10 protein-coding genes are annotated in these 12696 nt (G+C 60.4%); 7 read left to right on the top strand and 3 right to left on the bottom strand.

The genetic code is table 11. The features are described from left to right. Positions 1 to 5 precede the first annotated feature (5 nt). The 5 genes from ACPYOJ_RS05530 (at position 6) to ACPYOJ_RS05510 (ending at position 6781) form a co-directional block, all read left to right on the top strand. On the top strand, positions 6 to 977 hold the full coding sequence (locus ACPYOJ_RS05530) for an ABC transporter ATP-binding protein (RefSeq protein WP_481415338.1): 972 nt from the start codon (positions 6 to 8) through the stop codon (positions 975 to 977). Beyond that, positions 974 to 2011, top strand: a complete 1038-nt coding sequence (locus ACPYOJ_RS05525) for an ABC transporter ATP-binding protein (RefSeq protein ID WP_481415337.1) — start codon at positions 974 to 976, stop codon at positions 2009 to 2011. Before ACPYOJ_RS05530 ends, ACPYOJ_RS05525 begins: the two co-directional genes overlap by 4 nt. Positions 2012 to 2038: 27 nt before the next feature. Next, positions 2039 to 3604: an ABC transporter substrate-binding protein gene (locus tag ACPYOJ_RS05520; RefSeq protein ID WP_481415336.1), complete on the top strand. Its 1566-nt coding sequence runs from the start codon at positions 2039 to 2041 to the stop codon at positions 3602 to 3604. 117 nt (positions 3605 to 3721) lie between these two features. After that, entirely contained in the window at positions 3722 to 5626 is a 1905-nt protein-coding gene (locus tag ACPYOJ_RS05515; protein WP_481415335.1) for a CocE/NonD family hydrolase, read from the top strand. A 3-nt stretch (positions 5627 to 5629) separates the two neighbouring features. Beyond that, positions 5630 to 6781, top strand: a complete 1152-nt coding sequence (locus tag ACPYOJ_RS05510; protein WP_481415334.1) for a CapA family protein — start codon at positions 5630 to 5632, stop codon at positions 6779 to 6781. Positions 6782 to 7126: 345 nt separating this feature from the next. Here ACPYOJ_RS05510 and ACPYOJ_RS05505 read toward each other — a convergent pair whose 3' ends face one another. Then, positions 7127 to 8095 (bottom strand): LysR family transcriptional regulator, encoded by a 969-nt coding sequence (locus tag ACPYOJ_RS05505; protein WP_481415333.1) that lies wholly within the window; start codon positions 8093 to 8095, stop codon positions 7127 to 7129. 468 nt (positions 8096 to 8563) lie between these two features. On the opposite strand from ACPYOJ_RS05505, the gene ACPYOJ_RS05500 reads away from it, so the two are divergent. Beyond that, entirely contained in the window at positions 8564 to 9211 is a 648-nt protein-coding gene (locus tag ACPYOJ_RS05500; RefSeq protein WP_481415332.1) for an isochorismatase family protein, read from the top strand. Positions 9212 to 9427: 216 nt separating this feature from the next. Next, on the top strand, positions 9428 to 10612 hold the full coding sequence (locus ACPYOJ_RS05495; protein ID WP_481415331.1) for a GGDEF domain-containing protein: 1185 nt from the start codon (positions 9428 to 9430) through the stop codon (positions 10610 to 10612). A 219-nt stretch (positions 10613 to 10831) separates the two neighbouring features. On the opposite strand, the gene ACPYOJ_RS05490 is transcribed toward ACPYOJ_RS05495, so the two are convergent. Beyond that, positions 10832 to 11869, bottom strand: coding sequence for a Bug family tripartite tricarboxylate transporter substrate binding protein (locus ACPYOJ_RS05490; RefSeq protein WP_481415330.1), 1038 nt, complete (start codon positions 11867 to 11869; stop codon positions 10832 to 10834). A 4-nt stretch (positions 11870 to 11873) separates the two neighbouring features. Next, entirely contained in the window at positions 11874 to 12689 is an 816-nt protein-coding gene (locus ACPYOJ_RS05485) for an SDR family NAD(P)-dependent oxidoreductase (RefSeq protein WP_481415329.1), read from the bottom strand. Positions 12690 to 12696 lie beyond the last annotated feature (7 nt).

The raw sequence follows: 12696 nt of genomic DNA, 5'->3' as shown, positions 1-12696 counted from the left end.
GCGCGATGCCCCCTGTTCTCGACGTCAAAAACCTTTCCACCCATTTCATGACCCGCCGTGGCGTGCTGAAGGCCGTCGATGATGTGAGCTTCACAGTCGGACAGCGCGAGATCGTCGGTCTCGTCGGTGAATCCGGCTCGGGCAAGTCGATTACCGGCTTCTCGATCCTCGGCCTCGTCGATCCGCCGGGCCGCGTCGTTTCCGGCCAGATCCTCTTTAACGGCGAAGACCTGTTGAAAATGCCGCCGACCGCCATGCGGACGATCCGGGGAAAACGCATCGCGATGATCTTCCAGGATCCGATGATGACGCTGAACCCGGTGCTTTCGGTCGGCACGCAGATGGTCGAGGCGGTTCTCGCCCATGACAAGGTCTCCCGCGCGAAGGCCCGCGCGCGGTCCCGCGATGCGCTTGGACTTGTCGGCATTCCCTCACCGGAAGAGCGGCTGGATTCCTATCCGCACCAGTTCTCCGGCGGTATGCGCCAGCGCGTGGCGATCGCCATCGCGCTCTTGCACCGACCAGACCTGATCATCGCCGATGAGCCGACGACCGCGCTCGACGTGACGATCCAGTCGCAGATCCTCTTCGAGATCAAGCGGCTCGCCGCTGAATTTGGCATGGCGCTGATCTGGATCAGTCACGATCTCGGCGTGGTGGCGGCACTCGCCGATCGTGTCATGGTCATGTACGCAGGCAAGATCGTCGAGGCCGGCCAGGTGGACCGCGTGCTTACCGAGCCGCGTCATCCCTATACGTCCGGCCTTTTGAGCGCCGTCCCGGCCGCCGTGCCGCGCGGCGAACCGTTGCGACCAATCCCCGGTTTTGCACCGTCGCCGCTCTCGCGTCCCTCGGGCTGCGCCTTCCGCGACCGTTGTGTTCGCGCCACAAACGTCTGCGCAACCGAACCAATGCTGGAGATCGCCGCTGATCGCGAATTCCGCTGCTTCCACCCTCATCTCTGGAGCGCCGCATGACGACACCACTTGTGGAAGCAATCGATGTCAGCCGCCGCTTTTCGCGCAAGCTCGACTATGCGGAAAAGATCGCCAACCTGTTTGGCGCCGGCCTTGAGGAAAAGACTGTGCATGCGGTCGACGAGGTCAATCTCTCCGTCTATCCGGGCGAGGTCGTCGGTCTCGTTGGCGAATCCGGCTGCGGAAAATCGACGCTCGGCCGTGTCATGGCCGGCATCATGCCGGCGAGCGGCGGCGAGGTGCGTTGGCAGGGCAAACCGCTCACCTCGCTGGAGGGCGAGGAAAAGCGTTCGATGCGACTTGCCGCCCAGATGATTTTCCAGGATCCGATGTCGACGCTCAATCCGCGCAAGCGGGTGACCGACCTTATCGGCGAAGCGCCGAAGGTGCACGGTATCGTCAAGGGTCGTGACATCCGCGACTACGTTTCCTCTCTTGCCGAGCGCGTCGGTCTGGACGCGTCCTATCTTGATCGTTACCCACACCAGTTTTCCGGCGGCCAGCGGCAGCGCATCGGCATTGCCCGCGCATTGGCGGTGAAACCGACGCTACTCGTCTGCGACGAATCCGTCGCCGCGCTCGACGTATCGATCCAGGCGCAGATCCTCAATCTCTTCATGGATCTGAAGCGGGAATTCGGCCTCACCTATCTCTTCATCAGCCATGATCTCGGTGTGGTGAAGCATATCTGCGACCGGGTCGTCGTCATGTATCTCGGCCGGGTGGTGGAAAGCGCGAGGCCGGACGAACTCTTCGACAACCCGAAGCATCCGTACACCCAGGCACTGATCCGCGAACTGCCGACGGTCGCCGACCGGCGCCGTGTCTTCACGCCGATCAAGGGCGAAATCCCGTCACCACTCCATCCACCGCCGGGATGTCATTTCCATCCCCGTTGCCCGAAGGCGTTCGACCGCTGTCGCGTCGAGAGGCCCGCTCTGAAGGAAAATTCCGCCGGCCACGTCAGCGCCTGCCATCTGAACGATCTGGCCCCAAACCAAACAACGAACTCAACGGCCGAAACGGCCATCTAAAAGGAAGGGAACGAATTGATGAAACCGATGAAATATTTAGCAGCCGGCGTCGCCGCGACGGTGCTCGCATTGAACTCGGCTCAGGCTGCCGACCTCGTGATCGGCAGCGCCACCGAGCCGTCTGCAATCGACCCGCAGTTTTCGCGCACCGGTAACAACCAGAACATCGCCCAGTCGGTGTTCGACCGCCTCGTTCAGACGGATGCCACAATCAATATGGAGCCGGCGCTTGCCTCGTCCTGGACCAATACCGATCCGCTGACCTGGCAGGTGAAGCTGCGCGACGGCGTCAAGTTCCATGACGGCAATCCGCTGACCGCCGATGACGTGATCTTCTCGCTCACCCGCGCCAAGAACATCCCGAACAGCCCCGCGCCCTTTTCCGGCAACGTCGCGGCGATCGACAGCATGAAAGCGCTCGACAACCTGACGATCGAATTCAAGACCAAGAAACCGACGCCTGACTTCATCGAGCAGATCGGTTTCGTCTACATAGTCGAGAAGAAGGTCGCCGAGAACGCCTCGATCGAGGATTTCAACAGCGGCAAGGCGGCGATTGGCACCGGCGCTTACAAGTTCAAATCCTGGACGCCGGGCGACAACCTGGTCCTGGCCAAGAACGACGACTTCTGGGGCAAGAAGCAGGACTTCGATAACGTAACGGTCAAGTTCATCTCGAATGATGCCTCGCGCGTCGCGGCTCTGCGATCGGGCGCCGTCGACCTGATCGATGCAGTGCCGCCGGGAGACGTGAAGACCATTGAAGGCGTTTCCGGCCTTAAGGTGTTCTCGATCCCGTCTGCTCGCCTGATCTATCTCGCGCTCGACAGCGCCCGCGACAAGAGCCCCTTCGTCACCGACAAGGACGGCAAGCCGCTGGACAAGAACCCGCTGAAGGAAGTGAAGGTCCGCCAGGGGCTCTCCGAGCTGATCAACCGTCAGCTGATCATCGACCGCATTCTCGACGGTTCGGCGGAAGCGGCCGGCCAGTTGGTGCCGAACGGCGTTGCGGGCAACGATCCGTCGATGAAGGTTCCGACTTTCGATGCGGCTGATGCCAAGAAATTGCTTTCCGAAGCCGGTTACAAGGATGGTTTCGGCATTACCATCCACACCTCCAACGACCGCTTCCCCGGTGATGCGGAAGTCGCCCAGGCGCTCGGCCAGATGTTTGCCCGCGGCGGCCTGAAGGTGAATGGCGTCGTCGCCCAACCCTATAACGTTTATACCAAAGGCGCTTCGGCCGGCGAATTCTCCGCCTTCATCTTCTCGCTCGGCAACTCCACGCCGACGTCCGCGACCGGTTTGCGCAACCTGTTGATGACCGTCAACAAGGATGCCGGCACCGGTTCGTTCAACCGCGCAAAATATTCCAACCCGGCCTTCGATGAAGCGATGGTCGCTGCGACCGCTGAATTCGATGCGAAAAAACGCGTGGAAATGCTGCAGGCGGCGACCAAGACAGTCTTTGCCGATGTGCCGGTCATCCCGCTCTACTGGCAGAAGGTTCACTGGGCCGGCAAGGCGAACCTCAGCTATGTCGCCAATATGACGGAAGACACGACGCCAGTTCTTGCTGGTCTCGCCAAGTAAGCAGGACATCACGAGATAGGTCGCCGCGCCGTTTCTTGCGGCGCGCGGCATTTACCGGAGCCGGCCAAGGTGTGGCGGGCCGGCTCGGGACTTCCCTTTGATTTTGAGGATACGGACATGGATACTCTGACGCCATCGCCCTTCGAGGTGATTGCCGACGACATTGTCGTCGAGCGCGATGTGATGGTGACGACGAGGGACGGCGTAAGGCTTGCAACCGACGTCTACCGGCCTGCCAAGAACGGCAAAGTAATCGAAGGCAGGCTGCCGGCGATTCTGGAACGCACGCCTTACGGCAAACAGGAGCGTTCCCGCTCGGAAATCGAAGTCGGCATGCCTACGCCGATGAAGCGTCACGAAGTGGCGAGCTTTTTCGTGCGCGCCGGCTATGTCGTCATCTATCAGGATTGCCGCGGCCGCTACAATTCAGAGGGCGTGTTCAGCAAGTATATATCCGAAGCCGATGACGGGTTTGACACTGCTCAATGGCTCGTGGAGCAGCCCTGGTCGAACGGCAAATTCGGCACGATGGGTCTTTCCTATGCGGCCCACACGCAGGCGGCGCTCGCCTGCCTCAACCCGCCTGGTCTCGCCTGCATGGTCATGGATTCCGGTGGCTTCTCGAATGCCTATCAATGCGGCATTCGTCAGGGCGGCGCCTTTGAGCTGAAACAGGCGACCTGGGCCTATAATCAGGCAGTCGGAGAGGGTAGCGAATTCGCTCGCGCGGCGATCGAGGCCGAGGATATTCATGCCTGGTTCTCCGTCATGCCCTGGCGCGAAGGCGTCTCGCCGGTGCGCTGGATGCCGGAATACGAAAACTATCTCCTGGAGCAGTGGCGCAGCGGCACGTTCGACGAAAGCTGGCGCCGCGTCGGCCTCTACATGGAAGGTTTCTATGAGACCTTTCCGGAAGTGCCCTGCGTATTGATGTCGAGCTGGTACGACGCCTATGTGAAGTCGACGCTTGACAACTACCGCGGCCTTTCCGGCAAGAAGAGCCGGCCGCTGCAGCTCATCATGGGGCCGTGGCTGCATGGCAACCGCAACACTACGCTTGCCGGCGACACGTCCTTCGGCCCGCAGGCGCCCCTCGGCGGCAATGTCGTCGAAACCTGGCTCTCCTTTCGTCGCAGCTGGTTTGATCACTGGCTGAAGGGCATGGAAAACGGCGTTTCAAAACAGCCTGTCGTGCGTGTCTTCGTCATGGGCGGCGGTACCGGCGCCCGCAACGGCGAGGGCCTGTTGGAGCACGGAGGCCGCTGGATCGAGGCGGCCGACTGGCCGCTGCCGGGCACCGAGTTCCGTAATTTCCACATCCACCAGGACGGCTCTCTTTCCGCCGACACGCCAAAGGCGGATGCTGCGCCCTTCACCTATGACTTCGACCCGAAGAACCCGGTACCGACCATCGGCGGTTCGTTGACCAGCGGCCAGCCGATCTTTGATGGCGGTGGTTTTGATCAGCGTGAAGACGCAAAGTTCTACGGCTCGAAACACCCCGGCCTGCCGCTGTCGGCCCGCGCCGATGTCCTTTCCTTCGAGACCGAGGTTCTCGAAGAGGACGTCGCTGTCGTCGGTCCGATCACCGTCGAACTTTACGTCTCCTCAGATGCGGCGGACACCGACTTCACCGCAAAGCTCATCGACGTCTACCCACCGAGCAAGGACTATCCGACCGGATATGCACTCAACATCACCGACGGCATCATCCGCTGCCGCTACCGGAACTCCTTCGAGAAGCCACAGCCAATCGTTGCAGGCGAGGTCTTCAAGGTGACGATCGAGCCCTTCGCCAGCGCCAACCTTTTCGCCAAGGGGCATCGTATCCGCTTGGACATTTCCTCCTCCAACTTCCCGAAATACGACGTCAATCCTAACACCTACGCGCCGGAAGGCCGCGGCCGCACGACACAGGTCGCCCGCAATACGGTGTTTTGTGACGCAGGGCGGCCGTCGGCGATCCGCTTGCCGATCGTCAGCAGCGACGCCCTGGTGGCGTTGAAACCGGCGAAGGGTTAACCCATGTCGCTCACCGTCGCCGTCACCGGCCAGATCCTCATCCACGGCCCGCTCGATTTCTCCGGTGACGGACAGCGGCAGGTCATGGCTTTCCTGAAGGCCGATGTCGCCTTTGCAAATCTCGAGGCGACGGTGGAGACGGCAGGCGCCTGGCCGACCAAGACCAAGACGCTGCATCTCGCGCCGCCGGAGGCGCTCTCCTCCGTGCGCAAGCTCGGCTTCCACGCAGTGACGCACGCCAACAATCACGCCTTCGATCTAGGTCCGCCGGGCATTGCGTCAACCCGGGCCGCTGCCGAAGCGGCGGGGTTGAAACTCGCCGGCAGCGGCGCGGATATCGATGAGGCGGCCGCCCCTGTAATCGTTGCGGGCGAGAAAAAAACCCTGGCGATCTTTTCGGTCGATCTCGGCCCGCAGCCTGATATCAACTATGCCTCTTGCGACCGTGCCGGCATTGCGTCCCTACGTATGAAGCGGACGGTGAGCGTGCCGCCGGCAGAATTCGAGACCCTGCTACGGATCACCGGCGCCATAGGCGACGATAAGCGCTCCGCCGCTCGCGCTGCTGTCGGCTACGATATCGCCGAGCGGGCCGCCCTTGACGTTTTCGGCACGCCGGTCGCTCCCGGCGATACAATTGGCGTTTCCTGGTCGGCCGACGAAAAGGAGTGGGGTCGGCTCATGGCTGGCATTGCTGCGGTAAAAGCGGCCGGCAATCTGGTGGCGGTGGCGGTTCATACTCATCATTGGGATGCGAACTGGTTGGAGACACCCGAATGGATGCTCGAGCTCTGCCGAGGCCTGATCGATAATGGTGCAGACATCATCCTCGGAACCGGTGCGCCGGTGATGCAGCCGATAATTTTTCACCGCGGCAAAGCAATCATCCCCGGCCTCGGCAACTTCGTCTTCCACACGAATCGCGCCACGACCTACGATGAGAAGGGTGTCGATGTGTGGAGGAGCGCCGCTTTACGGCTGACACTTGCCGACGATGGCGTCTGCAAAGGCCTCGATATCCTCCCGATTGCGGTTGGCCGACCGGCGGGCAAGATGTCACCTGCACCAGTTCCCCTGACGGAGGATGACGCGGAAGCAATTCGTGCACGGGCTCTCTCTAAAATGCCTGCGGAAATTGATGAATCGCCTCGATAAATAGAGGATGTGGCTGCGGTTGGGAGATATCGAGCCAACGGAGGTTTGTTATCCTACTTCGTTGCGGTGGCCGAGGCGCTGAGGTCGGCGGTTCGATTCCGTTCAAGGCGGTCGTTTGGGCCATGCCTGCTTAAGAGCGCTCACCTTAGCCTCTTTCTTATCTAAACGACGCCCCGCTTGCCTGAATAGCGGCTAAATCTGCAATCGGAGATTCCTCGGTTATCGAACGCCGGTCGAAGCCTTCGGAACGAAACTGCTGATGGATTGTATCTCGATGCTTCCGATGCCGGTTTGATAGCAGAGCGTGGAGCGCGACCTGGCAATAGATGCGGCCGCCCGTAGCGATCAATGCTCTTGGTGCAGGCTCAGCAAGGCAGATTTTTCATTCCGTTCAGAGCCCAATTCCCAAGGTAGAGGCGGAGTGAAGAATGCAACGAGATAATCGATGAATGTCCGGACCTTCGCCGATACGTGATGTGTTGGCGGATAGATTGCGGAAATGGTGTACGGCGGCTGGGTGAAACTTGGCAGCGCTGGAACCAGTTTACCTTGGCGAAGTGCCTCGGCCGCCAGGAACATAGGCATTGACGTGATCCCCAGGCCGGCAATTGCCATATCTCTCTGCGCCGTGCCGTTGTTTACAACGATACGGCTACGCATCGAGACCGAGATCGGCGGCGCGCCCTTTTCTTTGCCCTCGAATTGCCAGAGCCGGCTGGCATGAACGTAGGCATAATCGATGACGGTATGCTGAGCGAGTTCGGCGACGGTCTTGGGAAGGCCGTGCGCTTCGGCATAAGCCGGGCTGCAACAGACGATTCGAGCGCAATCGCAGAGTTTTCGCGCCCTCAGGTTTGAATCTCGGAGGTTGCCGATGCGAATTCCGAGGTCATATCCTGCGTGCACGAGATCGACGAGCCGATCGTCATAGTCGACTGCCAGTTCCAGGCTGGGATGACGGCGAGCGAACTCGGCGATCACCGGGCCGAGATATATGGCACCAAATGCCATCGGAGTGGTAATGCGGAATTGACCCCGCAGCGATTGTTCGCCCTGCGCTGACAAATTCTCCGCCGTATGATTGATTTCATTTATGAGGGGGATCATCCGCTCGTAGAATGCGTCACCATGTTCGGTGGGGCGCAACTGACGGGTGGAACGTTGGAAAAGCTCCACGCCGAGCGCCGCTTCCAGATCGCTTATGCGTTTGCTGATCCCCGACTTCGATACATTCATTCGCTCGGCGGCAGACGTGATGCTGCCGCATTCCATCACGCGTACGAACGCCAGGATATCATCGAAACGCCACTTCATTCTTTGATCACAGCCGACACGAATCCCACTCGGATCATTTGATTTTAAGCACTATCCCGGCTTCGGGCGGAGCGAGCATACAGATCAAAAGCGTTAATAAAAGGTTGAAAAGTCTGACGCCATGCTCGACCGTCACGACGATGCAATATCCGAGGGATTTCTACGATCTCGTCCGAGTGGATGTCATGGGATTGTGTAACGTCCGGATTGGCCCTCAGAGGCCCAAGCGTCGAAGCTATTCGTCATATTCCTTGAGCTGAAGTGCGGTCTGCGTCTGCAGCGGCGGTCTTCGCCAGGACTGTTTTTTGTTCGATGAGAGCGAACGCCGGAACCGCCGGCGGTTGGCTTCCGGCGTCGTTGCAAATGGCTAGCATCGTCGCCGCTCGATACTTCCCAAGCCGAGCAATTTTGGCGCCCCGCATCCTGCGAAGCGTTTTTCCGCAGCAATCTAGCCTATGGAGAAAGAAAATGCCTGAGACGAAGAAAGTCGCCTCTGTTCTCACCCCCGACAATCACGCGGTCATTCTGGTCGATCACCAGTATATTCAGCTTCTGGCGGTCCGTTCGCACCCTGTCGAGACGGTCATCAACAATGTTACGATGTTGGCGAAAGCCGCCAAGATTTTTAAGGTCCCAACGCTGCTGACGACCGTCTTTGGCGAACGGCAGGAACTCCTTCCGCAGATTCAGGCGGTATTTCCCGAACAGAAGCCGATCAACCGCACGGGCCTCAATGCCTGGGTTGAACCGGATGTCTACCACTGGGTTCAGAAAACCGGAAAGAAGAAGCTCGTCATGGCCGGTCTCTGGACCGAAGTCTGCCTGAACCTGCCGACTTTGTCGGCACTTGCGGAAGGTTATGAGGTTTATATCGTCACTGATGCATCCGGCGGCAGCAGCAGCGAGAGCCACGAACGCGGTGTCCAGCGCATGCTGCAAGCGGGCGCACGTCCGCTGACGGTCGCGGCCTATCTCAGCGAGCTTCAGTGGGATTGGGCGGGTGAGGAAACCGCTGACGAAGTGTCGAAGCTGTTTGCTGAATTGGGCGGCGGCTTCGGTCAGGCTCTGCGTTGGGAGTGGCAGCTTCTGGGACTCACCTCGAGTGGCGGACATTAATCCCCCAGTCTACGATCGCGCGGCGGTGGACGCCGCGCGATCAGGCGAGGTCGTTGGCTCATGCCGAGAACGACGCAACCTTGGCCGCGATAGCGTCGAAGGCCATAAGAAGCGCCTCTGCGACCTTCAGGCATTAACGGTTTCTTGTCCATGCGCTTCTAAAATCCGCGCTGAACGGTAAGCGGATGGCGTGCAGAGTTCTGCACAAACGGGTTGATGAACGGAGCGGCCTTTTTCCTAGCGGTGAATTTCATCATCGCAATGTCCTTTGCGCTGGCCTTTGCGGTGGTCTCGACCCGCAGCCGGTCGCGGGCCTCAGCTCTCTGGTTTGCCGCAGCTTTTGCCATTGCCTCGCTTTCGGCGCTCTGCGAACTGCTGGTCGCATATGCGCATCCGGCCAAGTTCTGGGCGATCGGGGCATTTGCGAGCGTGCTTGCCGGCATGATTCTGCTCAGGGTCGGCATCGGCGAGCTTTACGGACGCAAGATCGACCCGCTGAAGGCGGTCTGTTTCCTGTTGGGCGGCATCTTCCTCGATCTGCTGATCTACGATCTGCCGCGTGGAACTGCCTTGCACGCTTTTTCCTATCAGACGCCTTTCGCGCTCGTCATCTTTGCGAGCGCGGTTGCCGTCTTATCGTCTACGCGCCGGCTGATGATTGATCGGGCGCTCGGCTGCCTGCTGCTGGTGACCTGTCTACATTTCTTCACCAAGGCAGGTCTTGCGATCCTCGTGGGGGCAGGGACGACCGCAAAGGACTATATCCACACGAACTATGGGTTGATCTCGCAAAGCTCGACCGCCGTGCTCATGGTCGCGGTGGGATTGACACTGCTATCCGTGCTCGTTCTGGAGATCATGGCGGATGAGCGCAGCAATGCGGAAAAGGATTCCCTTTCCGGCCTTGCCAATCGTCTCGGCTTCGAGAACGGCGTAAAGGCCGCCCTGACGCTCGCACCCAACGACCGACATGCGCTGATCCTCTGCGATCTCGACCATTTCAAGAGAATCAACGATACCTTTGGCCATCATGTTGGCGATCTTGTCATCCGGGCATTTGGCGACCTCTTGCGGGCGAACACCGAAAACAGTGCCGTGGTCGGACGTATCGGTGGCGAGGAATTTGCGGTTTTCATGCCAAATACAACGTCGGAGATCGCCGCCTTATTTGCGCAGTTACTGAGAGGCGAGGTCACGGAAATTGCCGTGAGCGAGCTGCCGTCTTCCTTCACTGTGATGGCGAGCTTTGGAGTTGCGGAATTCGCTCCGGGGGAGAAACTTGCCTCTGTCATGCGCACTGCCGATGCCGCTCTTTATGAAGCGAAGCGCTCCGGCCGCAACTGTGTTAAGCAGGCGCGGACAAGAGGTACGGAGCCCGCGGCAATCAAGATCATGAAATGAAAACGGCCGCGCAGTAGGCTGCCTGAGAACTTGGTGACTTGCACTCTCGGCCTACGTCCGCCACGACGGCTAACCATGGCAGGCGTCGCCGAGTGCCGCCATCAGAGCCTGCCCAACGGAATCGACGTTACAACCTCAGCCAAGCTAGAGAATATACCTCTTGTACAAACTACATCGACTGCGGTGCGATCCGCAGTCGACAAAAAGCGGTGATGAAGTTTATTCGGCGTTGCCGGCGATCAGCTTGCGGATTTCGCTGACGACCTCGGGCGAGGTGGCGTAGGCTTCCTTCAGTGTATCGGCCAGCTGCTCGCCGTTGCGGGGGGAGTCGACCTGAAGGCCAAGCCCTTCTGCGTCCGAAATGAACGACGGATCTTTCATCATATCCTCGAAGCCCTTCCGCAGGGCGGCGACGCGATCGGCGGGAACTTCCGGCGGAGTAAGATAGGGACGACCGAAGGCGAGCGGAGCGAAGGCGACCTTCATCAAATCCAGCGTCTTCGGATCGGAGACGAGGTCGTTAGCGAAGGGGGCATCGCCAAGTTTCGGTTCCTTTTCCGTACCAAATTGAACCAGCACGCGCACGCTGCCATCCTTAAGCCAGGTCGGCCGTGTCGCGACGAGCGAGCTATAGAACAGGCTGGGAGCGCCCTGGACCTCTCCACGTTCCATCGCCAGGAAGACCTCGTTCTGGCCCTTGTAGCCGTTGATGATGTCGAGTTTCGTGCCGAGCGCGGCGTTCAGCAGGCGGGCATAGAAGCTCGGCGTCGAGTTGGCGCCGGTCACCCCGACGGTGACGGTCTGCGCCTTCGCATCCTCGATCGTCTTCGCCGGCGAGGTCTTCCAGACGGTCAGCATGCCGGTTTCGACACTCGGCGAGCCGAGCCATTCGAACTTGGTCGCGTCATATTGCGCTTCCTTGGTGCCGTAGAGCGGTTCGAAGGGCGTGTTGTTCTGGACGCCGCCGATGACCGTGCCGTCCTTGGCCGCGATGTTATAGAGGTAGTTCGTGGCGACGATGCCGCCGGCGCCCGGCATGTTCTGGACGATAAGCGTCGGATTGCCGGGAATGTGATCCCCGAGATGGCGGGCGATCGTGCGGGCCAGCGTATCGTAACCACCACCGGCCGAAGAGCTGATGACGACGGTAATCACCTTGCCCTTGTAGAAATCGGCGACGTCGTCCGCGAGTGCCGGGGCGCTGAAACATGCGCCCATGAGAAGGGCGGCGATATATTTGCTGAAGGCTCTTACCATATGTCTATCTCCGTACGCTTGAGGTTGACGATGCAGTTGCGGATGGTCGGCTGCCCTTGAACGCGAGGTAGCCGCCGTCGATGAGAAGGTCGGTGCCGGTCATGAAGGAGGATTCCTCGGATGCGAGGAAGAGGGCGCCGGCGGCAATCTCTTCGACGCGCCCGGTGCGCCCGAGAAGGTGGTTGGGGCCGCGTGCGCGGTTGGCCTCGTCGCGGGATCCGTAGCGGCGCATGGTGCGTAAGGTGTCGATCGCGCCCGGCGAAAGCGTGTTGGCGCGGATGCCGTCGCCGGCGTGATCGACGGCGAGGCATTTGGTGAACTGGATGAGCGCCGCCTTGGTCGTGGAATAGACGGCCCGCCCCGGCGGTCCGACATAGGCGAGCTGGGAAGCAATGTTAACGATCGTTCCGCCGCCGGCCCGGCGCAGATGCCGGATGGCATATTTGCAGGTCAGGAACGCCCCGGTCAGATTGACCGCCAGTGCATTGGCCCATTCGTCGAGATCGAGCATCTCGACGGTGCTGTCCGGCGTGACCGCGGCAGCCGTATTGACGAGCGAGGTCAGCTTGCCAAAACGGTCGACGCAGGCATCGATCGCGGCACGCACCGCTGCCGGATCCCTGATGTCGAGGCGGACGGCATGTGCCTGCCCGCCGCGATCCTTGATGGCCGAGGCGGTCGCGATCGCTGCCTCCTCCCGCATATCGGCGACGAGGATTGCGGCTCCCTCGCTGGCGAAGCGGCAGGCGATCGCCCCGCCGATCTCGCCACCTCCGCCGGTGACGAGCGCAACGCCTCCTTCAAGTGCGTGTCCGGTCATCGCCTCT

The sequence above is a fragment of the Rhizobium sp. SVR5-9E genome, from assembly GCF_056755095.1.
The sequence above is the reverse complement of the archived record's forward strand: the minus strand, read 5'-3'. Positions and strand labels throughout refer to the sequence as shown.